This window comes from Kitasatospora herbaricolor (assembly GCF_030813695.1).
In the GTDB taxonomy this organism is placed as follows: Bacteria; Actinomycetota; Actinomycetes; order Streptomycetales; family Streptomycetaceae; genus Kitasatospora; species Kitasatospora herbaricolor.
Map to the genome: position 1 here is coordinate 277,571 of NZ_JAUSVA010000003.1, position 20,312 is coordinate 297,882.

Below are 20,312 nucleotides of genomic sequence, written 5' to 3' on the forward strand. Positions count from 1 at the left end.
GGGGCGGCGGCCCGGTGCTCACGGCGGGGTCTTCCAGGAGGGGCGGCGGTGGCTGGGGGCGGGCGGGCGCCAGGCGGCCTGCGGGCGGGCGCCGGCGCGCGGGGCGGGGGTCTGCCGGGTGCGGCGGGCGGCGAGCAGCACCGCGGTGAGGACGGCGAGTTCGAGGGGGTCGGGGTCGCCGTGCAGGACGTGCAGGGCGGCGGCGGGGTGCCCGGGGTGGTCGGGGAGGGTCATGTGGGCTGGTTCCCGTGCTTGCGGGTGGGCAGGTCGGCGTGCTTGGTGCGGAGCATGGCCAGGGCGTCGACGAGGACGCGGCGGGTGTCGGCGGGGTCGATGACGTCGTCGACGAGGCCGCGTTCGGCCGCGTAGTACGGGTGCATCAGTTCGCTCCTGTACTCCTCGATCTTCCGGGCGCGCATCGCCCCGGGGTCGTCGGCGGCCTCGATGTCGCGGCGGAAGATGACGCCGGCCGCGCCCTCGGCGCCCATCACGGCGATCTCGTTGGTGGGCCAGGCGTAGGAGAGGTCCGCGCCGATGGAGCGGGAGTCCATCACGATGTAGGCGCCGCCGTAGGCCTTGCGCAGGATGACCTGGACGCGCGGGACGGTGGCGTTGCAGTACGCGTAGAGGAGCTTGGCGCCGTGGCGGATGATGCCCTCGTGCTCCTGGTCGACGCCGGGCAGGAAGCCGGGGACGTCGACCAGGGTGACCAGCGGGATGTTGAAGGCGTCGCACATCTGGACGAAGCGCGCGGCCTTCTCCGAGGCGTGGATGTCCAGCACCCCGGCCAGGGCCTGCGGCTGGTTGGCGACGATGCCGGTGACGTGGCCGTCCAGGCGGGCCAGCACGCACAGCACGTTGCCGGCCCAGCCGGGCTGGATCTCGAAGAGGTCGCCGTCGTCGACGATCTCCTCGATCACCGCGCGCATGTCGTAGGCGCGGCCGGCGTCGGCGGGCACCAGCGTCGCCAGCGCCTCGCAGCGGCGGTCGGCCCGGTCCTGGGCCGGCTCGGCGGGAGGCAGTTCGCGGTTGTTGGCCGGCAGCAGCGAGAGCAGGTGGCGGACGTCCTCCAGGCAGCTGTGCTCGTCGTCGTAGGCGAAGTGCGAGACCCCGGAGACGGTGGAGTGGACGTCGGCGCCGCCGAGGCCGTTCTGGCTGATCCTCTCGCCGGTGACGGCCTGCACCACGTCCGGGCCGGTGATGAACATCTGCGCGATGCCGCGCACCATGAACACGAAGTCGGTCAGCGCCGGCGAGTAGGCGGCGCCGCCCGCGCAGGGCCCGAGCATCACCGAGATCTGCGGGATCACCCCGGAGGCCCGGGTGTTGCGCTGGAAGATGCCGCCGTACCCGGCGAGCGCGGTGACGCCCTCCTGGATCCGGGCGCCGGCGCCGTCGTTCAGCGACACCAGCGGGGCGCCGGCCGCGAGCGCCAGGTCCATGACCTTGTGGATCTTCTGCGCGTGGGCCTCGCCCAGCGCACCGCCGAAGATCCGGAAGTCGTGCGCGTAGACGAACACCGTCCGCCCGTGCACGGTGCCCCAGCCCGTCACCACCCCGTCCGTCCAGGGCCGCTTCGCCTCCAGGCCGAAGCCGGTGGCCCGGTGGCGGCGCAGCGGCTCCACCTCGCGGAAGGAGCCCTCGTCCAGGAGCAGGTCGATCCGCTCACGGGCGGTCAGTTTGCCCTTGGCGTGCTGGGCCTCGGTGGCGGCGGGCGAGGGGCCGTCCTGGGCCGCGCGGCGCATCGCCGCCAGGTCGGGCGGCCCCGGCACGGGCGAGGGCGCCACGAGCTCGGGCGACGGCGGCAGCGGCGACGGGGGTACGGGCGCCACGAGCTCGGGCGACGGCGGCAGCGGCGACGGGGGTTCGGGCGCCACGAGCTCGGGCGACGGGGGCAGCGGCGACGGGGGTTCGGGCGGGGCCGGGCGGGCGGCGTGGGGGCCTGTGCGGGGGCCGGGGTGGCGGGAGCCGGTGGGAGGCGCGGGTGGCAGCGGCATCTCCTGGAGCACGGTCATGGGTGTTCCCTCCTGGGGCGGCGGTGGTCCCGGGCCCTGCCCTGGGGTCCGGGCGGCCATCCTGACACATTTTCATACCTCCGTGAAGGTATGTTTTATGGGCCGGCCACTCCCCCGGGCCGGACGGGGCGGGATTTCGGGCTGGACCGGGCGGGGCGGGTGGGCCATGATGGCAGCAAATAAGATTCCTTCCCGAAGGAATCTTTATCCCGAAGCGGAGAGGACGACACCCCCATGAGCCTTGTGGCACACCCGGAGCTGACCCTCCAACAGCCCGCCTACCTGGTCTTCAGCGACGTGGACGAGACACTCATCACCTGCAAGAGCATGTTCGACTTCCTGCGCTTCCAGCTGACCCGGCGCTTCGGAGCCGAGGGCGAGGCCCGCTACCGGCTGATCCGCGAGCAGCTGCGGGCCCAGGGCGAGGCCGGCGTGCCCCGGGAGGAGGTCAACCGGGCCTACTACCGCCTGCACGCCGGGGAGGACGCCGGTGAACTGGCCGCCCTCGGGGAGCAGTGGTTCGCCGAACGGTCCGCCGAGCCGGACTTCTTCGTCCCCGCCACGCTCGCCGCGCTGCGCCGCCACCGCGCGGCCGGGGCGGCGCTGGTGCTGGTCTCCGGTTCGTTCTCGCCCTGCCTGGCGCCGCTGGCCCGGGCGGTCGGCGCGGCGTACACGCTGGCCACCGAGCCGCTGGTGGAGCGGGGCCGCTACACGGGCGAGGTGGTGCGCCCGATGATCGGGGCCGGCAAACGCGCGGCGGTGCTGGACCTGCTGGCCTTCCACCCCGGGGTGGACCCGGCGCAGTGCTTCGCCTTCGGGGACCACATCTCCGACCTGCCGATGCTGGAGTGCGTCGGCCACCCCCGGGTGGTGGGCGGCGACGCGCAGCTGCTGGAGCGCCTGGGCCGGCGCGCGCAGCCCGTCCCCTACGGCGCAGCCCCGGACGGGACCGCTCCGGACGGGACCGGCGAGGGCCGCCCGGCGACGGCGACGGCGACGGACGGGGCGGCTGGGGTGGCTGGGGTGGCTGCGGTGGCGAACCCCGGTTCCGGTTCCCGGGAGACGGTGCCCGGCTGCGCGGTGGCCTGCTGGTCGATGGGCGCGGGACTGGCCGGGGCGGAGGCCTGCGGTCACGGCTGCCTGTGACCCGGCCGCCCGGAGCGGCGGCCACGCGGTGCGGGCGCCTGGTCCGGGGGCCCTGCGGGCGGCCGGTTCGGCGGCCACGCGGTGCGGGGGGTGTCGAACGGAGGTTTCTCCGTTCGACACCCCCCGCACGGCGTTCAGTTGACGCTCCGGAAGATGTTCGGCTCATCGTCCTCCCAGTCCTCGGGCAGCTGGGGCGGGGCTGTGCCCCGGGCCTCGGCGGCGCTCACCGCTCAGCCCGCCAGGACGAGTTCGAGGGCGCCCTCGTGGCGCTCGGCGCCGGAGGGCCTGGCGTGGGTGGTGGCGGCCCAGCGCAGGAGCACCGAGCCCACCGACATGCCGCCGCCGAACCCGGAGATCAGCAGCAGTTCGTCCTCGGCGAAGGCGCCCTGGCGGTGCACCAGGTCCAGGGTGATGGGGATCGAGGCGGCCCCGGTGTTGCCCAGGCGCTCCAGGGTGAGGTGGCAGGTGGCCGCGTCCAGGCCCAGGTCCGGCCAGACCTCGCCCAGCATGACGCCGTTGGCCTGGTGCGGGACGAAGTGGTCGACCTCCTCGGCGCCCGTGCCGGCCTTGTCCAGCAGTGCCCGCACCGCCTGCGGCAGGTTCTCCTGGACGAAGCCGCGCACCCCGCGGCCGTCCATCCGGAAGAAGTGGCCGCCCTCGGCGAGGGTGGTCGCCGAGGCCGGACGCCGGCTGCCGCCGGCCGGCACGCTGATCAGGCCGTGCTGGTCGCCTCTGGTCAGCAGACTGCTCGACAGCGTGCCCTGGCCGGCCGGCACCCGGCCCAGCACCACCGCGCCGGCGCCGTCCCCGAAGAGGATCGCCGTCTTGCTGTCGGAGTGGTCCAGGATCCGCGAGTACACGTCGGCGCCGATCACCAGCGCGTAGGAGTCATCCGGCTCGGCCCGCAGCATCCGCTCCGCGGCGGTCAGCGCGAAGACGAAACCGCTGCAGACCGCGTTGACGTCGAAGGCGGCGGCGTTGCGGGCGCCGATCAGGGACTGCACGATGCTCGCGGTCGCCGGCTGCGGATGGTCGGGCGTCGAGGTCGCGACCAGGATCAGCGATATCCGCTCCGGGTCCAGGCCCGCCTGCGCCAGCGCGCACCTGGCGGCCGCGGCCGCCAGGTCGGAGGTCGCCTCGAAGGAGGCGGCCCGGCGCCGCTGACGGATACCGGTCTTGCGCTCGATCCACTGCGCCGTGACCCCGGCCCGGCGGGCGACCTCCTCGTTGTCGACGACGTTGGCCGGAAGGTAGGAACCGGTGCTGATGATGCCGATGGCGTGCTGGTCGTTCATACGGCGCTCCGTTGGGATGTCGGCCGGCCACGGGGGCCGGGCACGGCTGATGGGGTGGTACCTGCGCGATGGCGTTCCGGGCGGTGTCCTGTCGGATCTGCAGGAAGGTGCAGGGGTGCGGGAAGTACAGCTGCAGGGCGGGGAGTTGGGTGAGGGTTTCGGGTGCGGGGGTGGGTGCGGGTTTCGGGGATGGGTGCGGGGGTGGGTGGTCAGGGGTGGTGCGGGGGTGGGTGGTGCGGGCCCCGCGGGGAGGTGCGGGGCCCGGCGGACAGGTGCGGGGCCCGGCGGACAGGTGCGGGCAGGTGCGGCCCGGGCCGGTGGGGGCGGCCGCCGGGCGGCGGGCGGTCGGACGGGTGGCCGGTCGGACGGGTGGCCGGTGGCCGGGTCGGGCCGGGTGGCCGGTGGCCGGGTCGGGCCGGGCGGCCGGTGGCCGGGTCGGGCCGGGCGGCCGGGGCGGGCGGTCAGGCGATCGTGGTGAACTCGGCGAAGCTGGGGCCCTGCAGCTTCAGCTGGGCGTGGATGTCCCCGCCGAGGCCGAAGTGCCCGATCGCGCCGCCGTAGTTCTGCTGGTAGCTCATCCACAGCACGATCACGTTGATCACGCGGTTGGCGCCCGGCGAGCCGGCCTCGGGGAAGGGGTTGGGCAAGGTGGCCCGGTAGTGCGCCATGCCCATCTGGTCACTCATGAAGGCGTTGGGGATGCCGAGCGGGCCGGGGCGGGTGGGACCGTCCGGGTCCAGGTCGTGCTCGCGCAGCGACATCACGGTGTAGAGGCTGTCGGGGATCAGCCCGGTGAAGGCGAAGGAGAAGTGCGCGCTGCGCCGGTCGGCGGACAGCGAGACCTCCAACTGCCCGCGGGCCTTGACCCACTGCCCGAGCCGGATCGGCTCGCGCACCTTGAGGCCGTCCTCGAAGCGGGCGTCGGGGATGGGCGCCTGGTGCAGCGGGAAGCTCGGACGCTCCACGGCGTGCGCGTCGGGCCGCTGGTCGGGGGCGAACAGCATGTTGTAGTTGTTGCACGGCAGCGGCAGCGGCAGGGTGTAGAGCGCCGTCGCCGCGTCCTCGGGGGCCAGCGCCTCCGGGAGCTCACGGACAATCGTGTACGGCAGGTGCTGGCCGAAGGGCGGCACCGGACTGTCGGCGGAGACCACGGCGCTGCCCCAGTGGGCGCTCGTGCCGCCGTCCGGGCCCGGCCGGTTGATCCGCCCGATGACGACGAAGTCGCCGTTCTCGTCGACGATCTCGCTCGGCGGGTAGAGCGGCCCCTGGGTGGTGACGCTGAGGTCGTAGGTGCGCTCGGTGACCGGCGCCGCGCCGCCCGGCGGGCCCGGGACGGCGAGGACAGCGGCGGTCGTCACGGTGGTCGGGGAGGTGGTCGGGGAGGTGGCCGTGGTGGTGGTGGGGGTGGGGCTGGTGACGGTGGTCATGACGGTGGTCCTTCGGGAGGGTCCTGCACCGGTGGCGGGTGGGGACGGGACGCGGACGGCACGGGGCCGGTGGCGGGCAGGGCGCGGCGGGCGCCGCCGTCCGCGTCCCGTACGGGAAGGTGCGCGACGGTGCGGGACGCGGACGGATCAGGCGGCCGGGGTCAGGCGGGCGTACAGGCGGGTGTAGAGGCCGCGGTCGCCGCCGGTGATGTACGAGTCGCCGGCCTGGCGGACGATCTCCTGGTAGCGCGGGGAGGTGAAGACGGCCGTGTAGTCCTTCGGCTCGCAGGAGAAGCCGGAGACGAACATGACGCCCGGCTCGCTGCTGAGCACCGAGTGGTACGCCTCGAAGTAGTCGACCTCGGGAGCGTTGCGGACCACGTCGAAGATGGTCTCCTCACGCCAGGCGCGGTAGGCCCGGTAGGCGGTGGGCGGGACCTCGACGTGGCGCATCTGGATGTACGCGGTGTTCGGCAGCGGGTCGGCACTGGGCTTGGGAGCCTCCACGAAGTGCAGCATCTGCCGGCTGAAGTCGCTCTCGGCCATCGGGCCGACCACGTCCCACAGCTCGCGCCAGTCCTTGCGCAGGGACTCGATCTGGTCGTAGCCGGCCAGCGGGGCCAGCTCCAGCAGCGTGGAGTCCTCCAGACCGCGGTAGAGGATGCGGCCCTCGAAGCCGGAGGCGGCGTGGTGGGCGAGCCAGGCGGCGGCCGCGGCCTCGACCTGGTCGGGCTTGACGGACAGCTCGGTGACGGTGATCAGGGCGCTGGACATGGTGGTCTCCTTGCGGGTTCGGTGTACGGGAAAGGAAGGGAAGGCCCCGGGATACGGGGAAACCGTGCGACGGGAAAGCCGTACGACGGGACAGCGGAGTGCGGGACAGCCAGGTGCGGGACAGCGAGGTGCGGGAACGTCGGGCACGGCAGCGGGCCGTGCGGGTGCGGGGGCCGTCGGGTGCCGGGTACCGGCGTACGGACTACCGGCGTACGGACTACCGGCGTGCGGACTACCGGCGTGCGGGGCCCGGGCGGCCCGGGCTCAGGCGGCGAGCAGGACCTGGGCGGTGGCGGACACCGTGTGGTCGACCGCGAAGCGGGCGCGGCGGGTCTCCTTGGACTCGATGAGCGCCGGCTCGAAGGCGGTGTAGGTGACGGAGGTCAGCGCGGCGCGCCGGCCGGCCTGGTGGACGCTGATGTCGGCGGCGAAGGAGAGCCGCTCGGGGTCGGCGACCTCGGCGCGCAGGGTGACGAACTCGATGGTGGCCTCCAGCGGGAAGAGGAAGTTCTCGAAGGAGGTGTTCATGGAGTCGATCACGTAGTAGTAGGAACGCTCCGGGTGGCGGCTGGCGTAGTAGCGCTCGCTGACCGCGAGGAACATCTGGCGGGCGGCCTCCACGGCCACCATGCCCTGCACGTGCTGACCGGTCTGGTGGTCCAGCAGCAGTTCGTTGTCGTCGTGCAGGCGCAGGGCCGCCACGAAGCGGCCCTCCTGCTCCCGGCGCAGGTCCGCGATCAGGGTGTTCTGGCTCTGGTGCTTGTGGGCCTCCCCGCGCGGGGAGAGCGCCGTCTCGAACCGGCGCAGCTCCAGGCGCTCGCCCAGGCCGTGCCGGTCGGCCTCCTCGCGCAGCTCCTGCCAGCGGGCGGCCGTGATGCCCTGGCCGGCCAGCACCTGGGTGCGGCCGGGCGCAGCGGCGAGCAGCGGCAGCTGCCGGGTGAACTGCGAGATGGTGAACACCCCCTCGTGGACGGCGAATCCGGCGAAGCGGTCGCCGACGAGCAGGACGGTGCGGGGCTGGGCCGACATGGGTCTCTCCTTGGCGTGGCGGGCCGCGGGACGGGCGGGCCGCGTGAGGGGGTGGCTGGCTGCGCTGCTGCGGCGCGGTCCCCGGGCCGGTTCGGCGGGGGCGGGCAGGGCGGCTGATCTGCTTGCCGGCGGCCGGAGTTGAGGTTCTTTGTCCGGCTCGCCGCGTCCTGCTGAAAGAACGTTAGAACAGATCCGCCGAACAGCGCAACCATCTAGTTGGTTTTTCTGAACCATCCAGTTGGTTGCCGATCGGCTAGCCTTCCCTCATGACAGTCAGCGCCAAAGCCCAGGAGACCCGCGGCAAGCTGCTCGAGGCCGCCCAGGAGGAGTTCTCGGAGCACGGCCTCGCGGGAGCGCGGGTCGACCGGATCGCGGAGCGGTCCGGGGTCAACAAGCAGCGGATCTACGCCTACTTCGGCAACAAGGAGACGCTCTTCTCCGCCGTCCTCACCCGGGTGTACGAGCACATGGGCGAGCAGGTCCCGATCCCCACCTCCGAACAGGGACTGCGCGAGTACGTCGGCGAGGTGTTCGACTACCACCGCCGCTCCGGCGACCTCGTACGACTGCTCGCCTGGGAGGGCCTGCTCTACCGCGACCGCCCCATCCCCAACGAGAAGGAACGCGAGACCTACTACACCCACAAGACCGCCGCACTCTCGGTCGCCCTCGGCATCGACGACCCCACCGCCGCCGCCCGGGTGCTCATCTCCCTGATCGGCCTGGCCTCCTGGCCCTTCATCGTCCCCCAGCAACGCCGACTGATGCTCGGCCCCGACCACGACTCCGAGGCCAGCTGGACCCTGCTGCGCGCCAGCGTCGCCGCGGCCGGCCACGTCATCATCGACAACGCCCTGCGCGGGACGGTCTGACCCCGACCCCCTCCCCCCTCCCCCCGCGCGACGCCGCACGACCCCACCCCGCCCCCGCCGGCGACCGCCGACCCCACCGCCGGCCCCGACCCCACCGCCGGCCCCGGCCCCAGCGCCACCCCCGAGCCTCACCGTCCACGTCCCGTCGACCGCCCCCCCCGAAGCGCCCGGCCCGAACGCCTCCCCTCGATGCGTACCGGCCGGGCTTTCGCGTTCCCGGAGCACACCCCCACACGAAAACCAACTAGATGGTTGCCATGGGGGGTGGTCCTCGGCTACCGTCGTGGTTGTCAGGCCGCCCCGCCTCCTTCGAGGCGAAGGCCCTTCTGAACAGGGCGAGTTGCGGCCTCCTTCTGACTGATCGTCGTGAACAAAGGATGCAGTGATGACCTCTGACCGTCCCGCGGAGATCTCCCCGGTCGTGCTGGTGAGCGGCGCGACCGGCGGAATAGGCAGTGCCGTGGCCGAGGAGCTCAGCCGGTCCGGGGCCACGGTGGTGCTGCTCGGACGGGACCCCGAACGCCTGAAGGCCGCCCGCGAGAACATCGCCGAGGCCGGCGGCGCCGAGCACCTGCTCCTGACCCGGGTGGTGGACATCAACCGCCGGCGCGCGGTCGACACCACGGTGGCCGAGCTAGCCGCCGAACTGGGCCGCATCGACGCCCTGGTCCACGCCGCCGGCGACGGCCCGGTCGCCCCGCTGGCCGAGGCCACCGACGACATGTGGCAGACCACCCTGAACAGCAAGCTGATGGGCGCCGTGCGCCTCACCCGGGCCGTCGCCGCCCCGATGACCGCCACCGGCGGCGGCCGGATCGTCCTGGTCGGCGGCGCCTTCCGCAGCACCCCCGACCCGCTCTTCCCCGTCAACAGCACCGTCAACGCCGGCCTGGCCGCCTTCGCCAAGGCCGTCTCCGCCGACCTGGGGCGCAGCGGCATCCGGGTGAACGTGGTGGACCCGGGCGCGGTGGACACCGGGCTGTGGACGCAGACCGCCAAGGAGCTGGCCGAGCGTCACGGCGCCACCGCCGAGGAGGTCACCGCCCAGGTCGTGGCGCAGACGCCGCTGGGGGTCCTGACCCGCCCGGCGGACGTCGCGCAGCTGGTGGCGTTCCTGCTCTCCCCCGCCGCGGCGCAGATCACCGGTGCCGCGGTGACCATCGACGGCGGTGCCTGCCGCGCGCTGTGACGCGCGCCCCGCACCCCGCACCGCGCGCCCCGCGCGGTACCCCGCGCGCCGTACCCGTTCGTGCCGCACGGCCCGGCGCATCCGCCGCCTCCCGCGCACCGCGCGCCCCGCACGGCGCATCCGCCGCCTCCCGCGCACCGCACGGCGCACACCGCAGGTCCCGCACGGCGCAGGTCCCGTACGTCGTGCATCGCAGGTCCCGCGGGTCCGGTGCGCCTCGTGCGTGCTTGCCGCTTCCTCCTTCCCCCGTCCCGCTCCCGTACAGACAGGATTCCGCCGTGCCGATCGTGAACGTGACCACCTGGCCCAACCAGAGCGACGAGAAGTGCCGTGAGCTGATCGAGGAGTTGACCCTGACCGTCAACCGGGTCACCGGCGCCCCCTTCGACAAGATCACCGTGTTCATCCAGGAGATCGCGCAGAACCGCTGGGGCGAGGGCGGCGTGCTCGGCACCGACCCCGGCTTCCCCGAGCTCAGCCGCCGCCGCACCCGCCCCGCCGACACCACCGGCCCCGCCACGGACACCACCGGCGCCGCCGGCCCCGGGGTCGTGGCCGGCCCGGGGGTCGTGGCCGGCGCCGTGTCGGTGTAGTGCCCGCCCCTTCCCGCTCCTCCTCCCCGTCCGTCACCCTTCTCCCTGGAGTTGTCCCGATGGCCATGACCATCACCCGCGGTACGCGCTCCCCCGCGCCCGCCCCCGCCGGGGCCGACGAGCCCCGCCGTCCCTCCCGTCCCTCCTCGCCGCACCTGGTACTGGCGGCCGCGCTGCTGAGCTTCTTCGTGATCTCGCTGGACGGCTCGGTGGTCAACGTCGCGCTGCCGGCCATCGCGCACAGCCTCAGCGGCGACATGACGGCCCTGCAGTGGGTCGTCGACGGCTACACCCTGATGTTCGCCGCGCTGATGCTGTCGGCCGGCGCCGCGGCGGACCGCATCGGCGCCAACCGCGCCTACGCGGTGGGCCTGGGCGCCTTCACGCTCGCCTCCGCGGCCTGCGGCCTGGCCCCTGGCCTGGGCGCGCTGATCGGCGCCCGCATGGTGCAGGGCGCGGCCGCCGCCATCATGGTGCCCACCTCGCTGGCCCTGATCCGCCAGAGCTACACCGACCCGGGCAAGCGGGCCCGGGCGGTGGCGATCTGGACGGCCGCCGGCGCGGTGGCGGTGGCCATCGGCCCGGTCGCCGGCGGCGCCCTGACCACGGCCTGGAACTGGCAGTCCATCTTCTTCCTCAACATCCCGGTGGGCGCGGTGGGCCTGGCCCTGCTCGCCCGCATCCCCCGCTCCCCGCGCCGCGCCGCCCCCCTGGACCTCTTCGGCCAGCTGTCGATCGTGGTCGGCCTCGCGAGCCTGACCTACGCCGTCATCGAAGGCGGACGCGACGGCTTCAGCTCCCCGCAGATCCTCGCCACCCTGGCCGTCTCCGCCGTCGCCCTGGTCCTGTTCCTGGTCGGCCAGGCCCGCCGGGCACAGCCCATGGTCCCGCTGGGACTGCTGCGCTCACGCACGGTGGTGGTCTGCGTGGCGGCCGGATTCGCCCTGAACGCGGTCTTCTACGGGGTCATCTTCCTGTTCGGCCTGTACTTCCAGCAGATGCGCGGGGAGTCCGCGGTCAGCGCCGGAGCGATGTTCGTGCCGATGTGCGGACTGATCGCGGTGGTGAACATGGCGAGCGTCAAGCTGTCGGCCCGCACCGGACCGCGGGTGCCGATGGTCCTCGGCCAACTCATCATGGGCGCCGGCGCACTGGTCCTGCTCCTGGTCGGCCCCCACACCCCGGTCCTGGTGCCGGTCCTGCTGCTCGTCCCGGTGGGCATCGGCGGCGGACTCGCGGTGCCCTCGCTGACCGCCGTACTGCTGGAGAGCGTCGCCGCGGAATGGGCCGGCACCGCCGCCGCGGTACTGAACACCTGCCGACAGGTCGGCGGCTGCCTGGCCATCGCCGTGTTCGGCGCACTGATCGCCGAACAGACCTCCTTCCAGCACGGCCTGACAGTCAGCCTCGTGATCTCCGGCGCCATGCTCGCGGCAACCGCCGCAGCAACCCTGGTCCTGCTCCCCAAGTCCACCAAAACCACCACCTGACCCCCCACCCCCAGCGAGGGGGCCGGGCCCGCCGCGCACCTGGGGGTGCAGAGCAAGGGACCCGGCCCCCTTCACCCTGCACCCCCACACCGCCGGTGCCACCCGCACCGCCGGCACCGCGGCGGGCAACACGAACACGACCACCGGACCGCGGACCTGCGGGCCGCAGGGCGCCGGCCCTGCGGCCCGCAGGTCCGTAAGAACACAGCCCGACGACACCCCCGACACCGCCCGCCCGGCACGGGCAGCCGATCCGCAGGGCACCCAGACCGCAAAGCCGCAGACACCCCGCCCCCCGCGCCACGGACAGCAGACGACCGACGACGGGCATGCGAGCCGCGCACCCGCGAGAACACCGGCCGGCACCGGCGGCACACATGCAAGCAGCACAAACACCACCCCCAGCAACCAACCGGCATGCAGGCCACCGCCGCGCACGCACCCACGCCACCCGCACCAGAGACACGGCACCAGGGGCACTGCGGCGGGGGCACTGCGGCGGAGGAGGAGCAGCAGCAGCAGCAGCAGCCCGACGGTACCGAGGTACCGAGGCACCGAGGCGATCAACACGGCACGACCGCCGGCAACAGGACCTCGACCGCAGGGGGCCGGCCCACGCGGGCCGCCGCCCGGCAGGCACGGGGGCGGCCCCCGGGCCGGACGGACAGGCGCCGCGGGCGGTACAGCCGCGAGCAGCACGAACACGACCTCGGGCGGCAGGGGACCGACCGCAAGCGGCAGGCACGCGGGCCGCCGCCCGGCAGAACAGATGACGGACCGTCGGCCGACGGCACCGGCGCCACAGCCGGCGCGGGCAGCGGATCCGCGGGGCGCCAAGGCCACGGGGCCACCGGCACACGGACCACCGGGCCGCAGACGGCAGGAACACAGGCCGCCCCGGCGCAGCGAAACCACCGACACGGCCGTAAGCCGCACGGACACGTCCGCTGGCGGCAGGGGCCCGCCCACCCGGGCGGCCGTCCTGCGGGCCGCCGCCGGGGGCGGGTGGGCGGGTGGCGGCCCGGGGGCCGGCGGCACGGGTGCCACCGGGGCGCGGGTGCCACCGGGGCGCGGCCATGAGCAGCACGAACACAACCTCAGGCGACAGGGGCCCGCCCGCCGGGCGGCCGTCCTGCGGTCCGCCGCCGGAGGCGGCCGGGTGGCGGCCCGGGGGCCGGCGGCACGGGCGCCACCGGGGCGCGGCCGTGAGCAGCGGGCTTGCGCGGGGGCCGCCGCCCGGCAGAACGGGTGACGGACCGTCGGCCGTCGGCACCGGCGCCACAGCCGGCGCGGGCAGCGGATCCGCAGGCGCCGGATCCGCAGGCACCAAGGCCCCGGGGCCACCGGCACGCGGGCCTCCGCGCCGCAGACGGCAGATGGCAGGCATACGGGCCGTCGCCGGGCAGGAACACAGGCCGCCGGCACGGGCGCCACCAACGGCACGGCCGGGAGCAGCACGGACAACACGTCCGCGGGCAGCAGAGGCTGACGTCAGGGCTGCCGGCATGCGCGGATCGCCATTCGGGGGCGCGGCCGTGAGCCGCACGGACACGACCTCAGGCGGCAGGACACAGGCCGCCGGAAGTGGTGGCACAGCGACGGCAAGGGCGGCACCGGCGAAGGGGCGTACAGGCGGCGCGGCCGTGAGCCGCACGGACACGTCCGCGGGCGGCGGGAGCTCGAGCGCGGGCGGGGCCCGGCGGCTGTGGGCGGTGCGGAAGCCACCGGTCCGGATCCGGCCGCCACCGGCGGGGATCCGGACCCGGGACAGGATGGGAGTGTGACGCCAATCACACCGCAATAATACCTTCGCGAAGGTATTATTGCGGTGTGAAGCGATGGATGGACAGCACATGACCGCGCTCGCACTGCGGGAGAAGGTCCGCGCCTACAACCGGCGGGCCGAACTCGTCCGGGCTCTGGAACATCTGCCCCGCGGCCCCGCTCCGCACCGTCCGCCGCCCCCGGGGGCCGGACAGGACGGCCCCGCGCACGACGCGGACGAAGCCGCCGCCGGGCGGCGCGGCGAGGCCCCTGAACCCCCCTCAGCAGTACCGCCCCTCCCCTCCCCTGCCGCCTTACGAAGGGTTGCCACCGTGACCACGCCCCTGTCCGCCACCACCCGCCGCGCCGAGACCTTCTCCCCCGTCGAGGTCGAACGGATCAGCGGCCTCTCCTCCGAGGACCTCCTGTGGTACGAGGAACTGGGACTCATCGACTCCGTCTCGCGCGAACCCGGCGGCCAACGCGTCTACTCCGCCTCCAACCTGCGCTGGCTGGAATTCCTCAACCGCCTGCGCTCCACCGGAATGCCGGTCCAGGAAATGGGCCGCTACGTCGAACTCGCCCAGGCCGGCGACCACACCGTCGGCGAACGACGCGACCTGCTCGCCGGCCACCGCCGCCGCGTCCTCGCCCACGCCGAGGAACTCGCCGCCACCGTCCACTACCTCGACTGGCAGATCGACTTCTACGACAAGAAGCGCACCGCCCTCACCACCGGATCCCCATGCACCGAAACAAGCTGAACCCACCACAACCCGACCACCACACCACAGCACAGGCCCACACCACAGCACCAGCAGAACCGGAACCGGGCCCGGGACCGGGACCGCACAACCGGACCCGGCAACCCGGCAACCCGGCAACCCGGCAACCCGGCAACCCGGCAACCCGGACACAGCACACACCACCGCAGCACCGACCGGAACCGCGCACAGCACGGAACCGGACCACAACCCGACCCGGCGCGCCACGAAGGCACCGGGCCGCCCGGATCCGGCGCGCGGCGCCCGGTCCAGGGTGCGGCGGGGTCCAGGGTGCGGCGGGCGGTCCAGGGTGCGGCGGGGTCCAGGGTGCGGCGGGCGGTCGGGAGCGGTCAGCTCCCCGTGCCCGCCGGTCCACACGTACGCGTACGTGTCCGTGCGCACCCAAGCACCCGTACCCGCACGCGTCCGGCCTGCCCGGCCCGGGACGGGTACGGGTGCGGGTGCGGGTGCGGGCACGGATCGGGTACGTACACGTACGCCGGCGCACCCGGCCCCCGGCCCACCCAACGGCCCCGCACCCTGGGCACGTTCGCCCACCCGCTCACGGACGCGCCGGCACGGATCCGCAGGCACGCGGCGGCCGGCCACGCGCACCCGCGAACCCGGACCCCTGCGGCATCCCCACCCCCCGGGCACGCCCGCCCGTTCAGCGGCACACACCCCCGGACACACCAACGGGCAGCGGCCGCACACACCCCCGGACACACCAACGGGCAGCGGCCGCACACAGGCACGGATCCCTCCAACCCGCCCTGCCCCCCCCCCCCCCCCCCCCCGGGCGCGCGCCGCCCACCCACCGGCGCGAAGGCGCGCAACAAGATCGCGTGGGTGCACACCGGCCCGCACCGCCCCAACACCCATACATCCGGGCCACGTTCGCTCGCCCACCCGCCCACGCCCACGTGGACACACGGCGGCTGCGCGTGGACCCGGCCCCTCCGACATCCATGCTCCCCTGCGCACACCCACCCGCCCACGGGGCGCGCGGGCGCGGCCGCACGGACACCCGGCGGACGGCTGCGGATGTGCGCGCCGACCGGACCCCTCCAACGACCCAGCACCCCGGACACGTTCGCCCACCCGCTCACCGGCACACCCCCACCGGTATACCGAGGCGCAGGCGGCAACGGGCACGCGCACGCGCACCCGAACCCTCCAACGACCCAACACCCCGGCACGCTCGCACCTACGCGGGCACCCACCCACGGACGCGGCCGACGACCGCGGGCGCACGAGCGGCCACCGGTGCGGTGCGGCACCGGCACCCAACCACGGCACCCCTTCCAACCCCCACCAACCTCAGCACGCTCGCACCCACGCGAGCACCCACCCACGGACGCGGCCGACGACCGCGGGCGCACGAGCGGCCACCGGTGCGGTGCGGCACCGGCACCCAACCCCGGCACCCCTTCCAACCCCCACCAACCTCAGCACCCTCGCACCCACGCGAGCACCCACCCACGGACGCGCGAACGCGTGCGGCGAGCGGCAGGTGCGCAGCCCCGGAACCCTTCCAATCCCCCAGCAACCTCGGCACGCTCGCACCTTCGCGGGCACCCACGGATGCACGAACGAACGCGTGGCGGCCGGCTGCCGGTGCCGGTGCCGGTGCGGTCAGGGTGCGGCCGGCCGCAGGACGGCGGCGGCGAAGGCCTCGGCGGCGGGTCCCATCCGCAGGGCCCCGTGGGAGGCGACCGTCGTCACGTCCCGGCACAGGCGCAGCAGGGTGGCGCCGTGAAGGTCCTCGACCGGGCGTTCCTCGTGGGGGTCGGTGGTGTCGGCCAGGCGTCGGACGGCGGTGGCCAGCAGGGTCACGGCGAGGACGGCGTCGCGTCGGTTGCGGGCCACCAGGTGCTCGGTGACCGGTTCGGTGTCGGCGCGGCGGGCGGCCTCGGTGAGCAGCAGCCCGGCGGTGTCGATCTCGCCCGAGGCACGGGCGAGGGTATCGGCGATGCCGGCGGCGCCCGCAGTACCGGCCGTGCCGGTAGTACCGGCGATGCCCGCCGTGCCCGCAGCACCGACGGTGCGGGCCGTGTCGGCCGTGTCGGCGGTGTCGGCGGTGCGGGCCGTGTCGGCCGTGTCTGCGGTGCCGGCCGTGTCGGCCGTGTCTGCGGTGCCGGCCCTGTCGGCCGTGTCTGCGGTGTCGGGGGCGCGGGGGGTGTCGGGTGCGTGGGCGGTGTCGGGTGCGGCCCGGCGGGTCCACAGGTGCAGGGCGCGGGTGGCGGCGCCCAGGGCGGGGGCGGCGAACATCAGGGCGCCGGCCAGGTGCGCGGGCGCGCCGTGACAGCGGGAACGGCCGGCGCCGGGGCGTCCGGCCATCAGGTCGGCGAGGAGGAAGGTGCGATGGTGCGGGACGTGGACGGACTCGGCGAGGACGGAGTTGCTGCCGGTGCCGCGCAACCCCGGGCTGTCCCAGGTGTCGAGGACGGTGAGGTCACGGGCCGGCACCGCCAGCACCAGGGCACCCCCGCCCGGCTCCTGCGGGGCCGCGAGCAGGACCCAGTCGGCGAAGTCCACGCCGCTGGCGCACTTCCAGTACCCGCTCAGCAGCAGACCACCACCCGCGGCGGGCACAGCGGTACCGGCGGGCGGGAAGAGCGCCGCGGCGATCCTCGCATCGGGCCCCTGCGCCCACACCTCGTCCCGGCCCCGCGCGGGCAGGTAGGAGGCGATGCGCCCGTGGGCGGCCAGCAGCGCCGCGCACCACGCCGCACTCGGGCACCCCCGCTCCGCCAACCGCGCACTGCGGTGCACCAACTCGGCGAAGCCGCCCTCCGCACCACCCCGGGCCCGGGACACGAAATGCCGCGCGAAACCGGCGTCCACCAACGCCCGGACCGTCTCACCGGCCAACCGCCGCTCACGCTCCGCACGCCCCGCATGCCGGGCGGCGACGACGGCGGCATGGCCGAGCAGATCAACACGCATATAACATTCCTTCACGAAGGTATCGTTGATGGGGATGTCACACCACAACCGACCCGGGGGGACACCCGATGAGCAAACAACAGGCCCGAGCCCGCCTCACCTACCAACGGGCCCTGCAGGAAGCCGGCACCGAGTTCGCCCGCCACGGCTACGCCGACGCCAGCCTCCTGCGCATCGCCCAGCGCATGAACCTCACCAAGGGCGCCCTCTACGGACACTTCGACTCCAAGGCCGAGATCGCCGCCGCACTGGTCGCCCTGCTCGACGAACTCCTCCCCCACCCCGGCGACCCGACCACCCACCCCCACCCCGACCCCATGGCCGACCTGCAGGAACTGGCCCTCACCGTCGCCCGCGCCGTCGAATCCGACATCCAGATCAACGCCGCCCTACGACTGACCGTCGACGCCGCCCTCGACAGCGACCGGACCCCGCCCTTCCTCGAAGAACTGCACCGCCGGGCACTGCAACTGCTGGAAGCGGCCGGCCAGACGGAACCCGCCGCGCTGGCCGACCTGCTGATCGTCGTCCTGGTCGGCGCCTACTACACCGCGCCGACCCTCCAACGCTCCGGAATGTCCACCAGGGTGCAAGCCATCTGGGACGCACTCGCCCCACGCTCACCCTCGACCGGATGACCACCCGACACCACCAACGCCCACACACCCACCGAGGTCGCCAGCGTCGAGGAACCCTGCAACGCATCGATACGCAACCGACGCACCCCCCCAGCACCCGCACCGTCCTCCCGCACGACCAACCTCACCGGACGGTCCAACTCACCGAAAGCCAGACAGACCGTGGAAAGCGACAACAACACCGGCCGCACCCCCACCCCCACCCCGACGGCACCACCCTCCCCCACGGAACAACCACCCCGCGCAACACCACCCCCCGCAAAACCACGGGACCCCGACACAACACCACCCTCCGGCACGGCACCGCCCTCGGACGCGATACCGCCCTCCCCGACGATGCCGGACGCGCAACGGCCCTCGGACGGGGAAAGGCCCTCCCCGACGATGCGGGAGGCAGGCGCGGCACCGCCCTCGGACGCGGAACGACCCTCGGGCGCGATACCGCCGTCGGACGCGGCACCGCCCTCCTCGACGCCACGGGACGCGGACGCGGCACGACCGTCCGGCGCGGCACCGCCCTCGGACGCGATACCGCCCTCCCCGACGGTGCGGCCGTCGGGCGCGGCACCGCCCTCGGGCGCGGAAGAGCCCTTCCCGACGGTGTGGGAGGCGGGCGCGGCACCGCCCTCGGACGCGAAAGGGCCCTCGGACGCGGAACGAGTGTCGGGCGTGGATGGGCCCTCCCCGGCGGTGCGGGGGGCGGGGGTGGTGAGCAGGTGGTGGCCGAGCTGGCGGAAGCCCTCCAGCATCGCCATCAACGGCACATGGTCGCTCGGGTGATCGAAGAGGATCGCGTGATCGAGGTCCAACGCCAGCTCCCACTGCCCCGCCGCACGCACCAGCACGCTGTCCTTGGCGCGCAGGCGACCCACCGCCGCCGCCGGCATCCGCCGCACACGACCACGCACCGGCACCGGCCGGCGAACGCCCCCGGCCGCCGCCGCGGCCGCCCGCCCGCGCAGCATCGCGTACCGCTTGCCGTCCACCGCGATCACCCGCAGGCTCCCACGCCCGCAACGCCGCCCACCCACCACCAACTGCACCTCCACCCGCATACCGTGCCGCTGCGGGGAACCGGCACCCCAACACACCTCCAGCACCACCGGCGCCGGCGCCGCACCCACCCGCAGAGCCTGCGGATCAGTGATCTCGAAGTCCATGTCACAACCGATGAAACGATGCGTCAACGGAACCGCGTGATAACGGTGCGCCAGGAAGACCAACGCCTGACGAATCGTCTCGGCGAACAACATCGGATCACCCAACCCGCCCGCGTCAGGGTGATACATCGCATGATCACGCGGCCACTGCGCAGCCACCAGGAAACGATCCCCACCCAGCTCCACCGCATCGGTCACGAACACCTCCGCCACCGAAGCCCGATGCACCAGATCCCGCGGGATCGGCTGCTGAAAACTCAAACCCCCCCACCCCCTCGACCCCCCCGGACACCACCGACGCGGCAGCCGAACGACGCTGTGCAGGTATGACGGTCACGGCAGGTTGCGACATCGACGTTCCCCCATTTGACAGACCACTGACATGTCCGACCGCCGGCACCGGACCACCGACGCGACAGCAAATATACCTCCGAGAAGGTATATTTCAAGGTGCACCACCCACCCGGCCACCCCCGAACGGCCCGCACAGAACACGAGGACACCATGACACCGGCGAACGGCGAACGCCCCCGCGCAGTCAACCCCACCACCGAACACGGACGAGCCGGCCTCACCCAGGAACGCGCCCTACGCACCCGCGCCCAGATCCTCGGCGCCGCAGCCCACGCCTTCGCCACCAAAGGCTTCCCCGCCGTCACCGTCCTCGACGTCGCCCAACTCGCCGGCATGACCAAAGGCGCCGTCTACTTCCACTACCCCAACAAAGAAGCCCTCGCCCGCGCCGTCGCCGACGAGTTCTACCAAACCCTCAACAACCTCACCGACGACGTCGCCCGACAAAACCTCCACCCCCTCGACGCCGTCACCCAACTCCTCACCCGCACCGCCATCGCCTTCCGCGACGACCTCGTCATCCAAGCCGGCGCCCGCCTCCAGATCGAACGCTCCCTCATCGCCACCGACCTCCCCACCCCCTACATCGGCTACACCCGCACCATCACCGACTGGCTCACCCAAGCCACCCACACCCCCAACAACACCACCCCCACCAACAGCACCACCCCCAACCCCCACACCACCACCCTCGACCCCCACACCACCGCCCGCGTCCTCATCTCCGCCTTCTTCGGCGCCCAACACATCTCCTGGATCCTCACCAACCGCACCGACATCACCCAACGCGTCCAAGAAATCCTCACCACCATCCTCCCCACCACCCCACCCACCACCTGACCCAACCCACCAC

At 73.8% G+C, this 20,312-nt stretch carries 16 protein-coding genes; 8 read left to right on the top strand and 8 right to left on the bottom strand.

From position 1 onward, the window contains the following. Nucleotides 1-18: 18 nt before the first annotated feature. Nucleotides 19-234, bottom strand: a complete 216-nt coding sequence (locus J2S46_RS40665) for an acyl-CoA carboxylase subunit epsilon (RefSeq protein ID WP_191294372.1) — start codon at nucleotides 232-234, stop codon at nucleotides 19-21. Continuing rightward, nucleotides 231-1,745: an acyl-CoA carboxylase subunit beta gene (locus J2S46_RS40670; protein ID WP_191294393.1), complete on the bottom strand. Its 1,515-nt coding sequence runs from the start codon at nucleotides 1,743-1,745 to the stop codon at nucleotides 231-233. The genes J2S46_RS40665 and J2S46_RS40670 overlap by 4 nt, the downstream gene beginning before the upstream one ends. Nucleotides 1,746-2,249: 504 nt before the next feature. Between J2S46_RS40670 and J2S46_RS40675 the strand changes: the two genes are divergently transcribed. Then, nucleotides 2,250-3,161, top strand: coding sequence for an HAD family hydrolase (locus tag J2S46_RS40675; RefSeq protein WP_229913375.1), 912 nt, complete (start codon nucleotides 2,250-2,252; stop codon nucleotides 3,159-3,161). 230 nt (nucleotides 3,162-3,391) lie between these two features. Here the strand turns inward: J2S46_RS40675 and J2S46_RS40680 are convergent, their stop codons facing one another. From J2S46_RS40680 to J2S46_RS40695, 4 genes are all read right to left on the bottom strand, one after another. After that, nucleotides 3,392-4,456, bottom strand: coding sequence for a 3-oxoacyl-ACP synthase III family protein (locus J2S46_RS40680; RefSeq protein ID WP_191294371.1), 1,065 nt, complete (start codon nucleotides 4,454-4,456; stop codon nucleotides 3,392-3,394). Between the two features lie 461 nt (nucleotides 4,457-4,917). Continuing rightward, entirely contained in the window at nucleotides 4,918-5,883 is a 966-nt protein-coding gene (locus J2S46_RS40685) for a hypothetical protein (protein WP_229913374.1), read from the bottom strand. A 147-nt stretch (nucleotides 5,884-6,030) separates the two neighbouring features. Continuing rightward, a complete protein-coding gene (locus J2S46_RS40690; protein ID WP_191294370.1) occupies nucleotides 6,031-6,657 on the bottom strand; it encodes a hypothetical protein in 627 nt (208 codons plus the stop codon). 264 nt (nucleotides 6,658-6,921) lie between these two features. Continuing rightward, nucleotides 6,922-7,686 (bottom strand): AfsA-related hotdog domain-containing protein, encoded by a 765-nt coding sequence (locus J2S46_RS40695; protein WP_191294369.1) that lies wholly within the window; start codon nucleotides 7,684-7,686, stop codon nucleotides 6,922-6,924. Nucleotides 7,687-7,952: 266 nt separating this feature from the next. Between J2S46_RS40695 and J2S46_RS40700 the strand changes: the two genes are divergently transcribed. From J2S46_RS40700 to J2S46_RS40720, 5 genes are all read left to right on the top strand, one after another. Further along, nucleotides 7,953-8,558, top strand: a complete 606-nt coding sequence (locus J2S46_RS40700) for a TetR/AcrR family transcriptional regulator (protein ID WP_191294368.1) — start codon at nucleotides 7,953-7,955, stop codon at nucleotides 8,556-8,558. A gap of 385 nt (nucleotides 8,559-8,943) precedes the next feature. Next, nucleotides 8,944-9,747 (top strand): SDR family oxidoreductase, encoded by an 804-nt coding sequence (locus tag J2S46_RS40705; RefSeq protein ID WP_191294367.1) that lies wholly within the window; start codon nucleotides 8,944-8,946, stop codon nucleotides 9,745-9,747. A gap of 278 nt (nucleotides 9,748-10,025) precedes the next feature. Further along, on the top strand, nucleotides 10,026-10,340 hold the full coding sequence (locus J2S46_RS40710) for a tautomerase family protein (protein WP_191294366.1): 315 nt from the start codon (nucleotides 10,026-10,028) through the stop codon (nucleotides 10,338-10,340). Between the two features lie 59 nt (nucleotides 10,341-10,399). Then, a complete protein-coding gene (locus J2S46_RS40715; RefSeq protein WP_229913373.1) occupies nucleotides 10,400-11,830 on the top strand; it encodes an MFS transporter in 1,431 nt (476 codons plus the stop codon). 2,096 nt (nucleotides 11,831-13,926) lie between these two features. Continuing rightward, a complete protein-coding gene (locus J2S46_RS40720; RefSeq protein ID WP_191294365.1) occupies nucleotides 13,927-14,358 on the top strand; it encodes a MerR family transcriptional regulator in 432 nt (143 codons plus the stop codon). A gap of 1,635 nt (nucleotides 14,359-15,993) precedes the next feature. Here J2S46_RS40720 and J2S46_RS40725 read toward each other — a convergent pair. Next, the gene (locus J2S46_RS40725) at nucleotides 15,994-17,307 is read right to left on the bottom strand and encodes an acyl-CoA dehydrogenase family protein (protein ID WP_191294862.1); all 1,314 of its coding nucleotides are present in this window, start codon (nucleotides 17,305-17,307) and stop codon (nucleotides 15,994-15,996) included. A 68-nt stretch (nucleotides 17,308-17,375) separates the two neighbouring features. Between J2S46_RS40725 and J2S46_RS40730 the strand changes: the two genes are divergently transcribed. Next, nucleotides 17,376-17,945 (top strand): TetR family transcriptional regulator, encoded by a 570-nt coding sequence (locus tag J2S46_RS40730; RefSeq protein WP_191294863.1) that lies wholly within the window; start codon nucleotides 17,376-17,378, stop codon nucleotides 17,943-17,945. On the opposite strand, the gene J2S46_RS40735 is transcribed toward J2S46_RS40730, so the two are convergent. Further along, nucleotides 17,852-19,366: a ScbA/BarX family gamma-butyrolactone biosynthesis protein gene (locus J2S46_RS40735; RefSeq protein ID WP_307353180.1), complete on the bottom strand. Its 1,515-nt coding sequence runs from the start codon at nucleotides 19,364-19,366 to the stop codon at nucleotides 17,852-17,854. The genes J2S46_RS40730 and J2S46_RS40735 overlap by 94 nt on opposite strands. Nucleotides 19,367-19,609: 243 nt before the next feature. Between J2S46_RS40735 and J2S46_RS40740 the strand changes: the two genes are divergently transcribed. Further along, nucleotides 19,610-20,299 carry a ScbR family autoregulator-binding transcription factor gene (locus tag J2S46_RS40740; RefSeq protein ID WP_191294473.1) on the top strand — a complete coding sequence of 230 codons (690 nt, stop codon included), beginning with the start codon at nucleotides 19,610-19,612 and terminating at the stop codon, nucleotides 20,297-20,299. The last annotated feature ends 13 nt before the right edge of the window (nucleotides 20,300-20,312 follow it).

Excerpts from the sequence above, each read along its gene's own strand:
- J2S46_RS40665 (WP_191294372.1), bottom strand. The coding sequence starts at position 234 with ATGACCCTCCCCGACCACCCCGGGCACCCCGCCGCCGCCCTGCACGTC.
- J2S46_RS40670 (WP_191294393.1), bottom strand. The coding sequence starts at position 1,745 with ATGCGCCGCGCGGCCCAGGACGGCCCCTCGCCCGCCGCCACCGAGGCC.
- J2S46_RS40675 (WP_229913375.1), top strand. The coding sequence starts at position 2,250 with ATGAGCCTTGTGGCACACCCGGAGCTGACCCTCCAACAGCCCGCCTAC.
- J2S46_RS40680 (WP_191294371.1), bottom strand. The coding sequence starts at position 4,456 with ATGAACGACCAGCACGCCATCGGCATCATCAGCACCGGTTCCTACCTT.
- J2S46_RS40685 (WP_229913374.1), bottom strand. The coding sequence starts at position 5,883 with ATGACCACCGTCACCAGCCCCACCCCCACCACCACCACGGCCACCTCC.
- J2S46_RS40690 (WP_191294370.1), bottom strand. The coding sequence starts at position 6,657 with ATGTCCAGCGCCCTGATCACCGTCACCGAGCTGTCCGTCAAGCCCGAC.
- J2S46_RS40695 (WP_191294369.1), bottom strand. The coding sequence starts at position 7,686 with ATGTCGGCCCAGCCCCGCACCGTCCTGCTCGTCGGCGACCGCTTCGCC.
- J2S46_RS40700 (WP_191294368.1), top strand. The coding sequence starts at position 7,953 with ATGACAGTCAGCGCCAAAGCCCAGGAGACCCGCGGCAAGCTGCTCGAG.
- J2S46_RS40705 (WP_191294367.1), top strand. The coding sequence starts at position 8,944 with ATGACCTCTGACCGTCCCGCGGAGATCTCCCCGGTCGTGCTGGTGAGC.
- J2S46_RS40715 (WP_229913373.1), top strand. The coding sequence starts at position 10,400 with ATGGCCATGACCATCACCCGCGGTACGCGCTCCCCCGCGCCCGCCCCC.
- J2S46_RS40725 (WP_191294862.1), bottom strand. The coding sequence starts at position 17,307 with ATGCGTGTTGATCTGCTCGGCCATGCCGCCGTCGTCGCCGCCCGGCAT.
- J2S46_RS40730 (WP_191294863.1), top strand. The coding sequence starts at position 17,376 with ATGAGCAAACAACAGGCCCGAGCCCGCCTCACCTACCAACGGGCCCTG.
- J2S46_RS40740 (WP_191294473.1), top strand. The coding sequence starts at position 19,610 with ATGACACCGGCGAACGGCGAACGCCCCCGCGCAGTCAACCCCACCACC.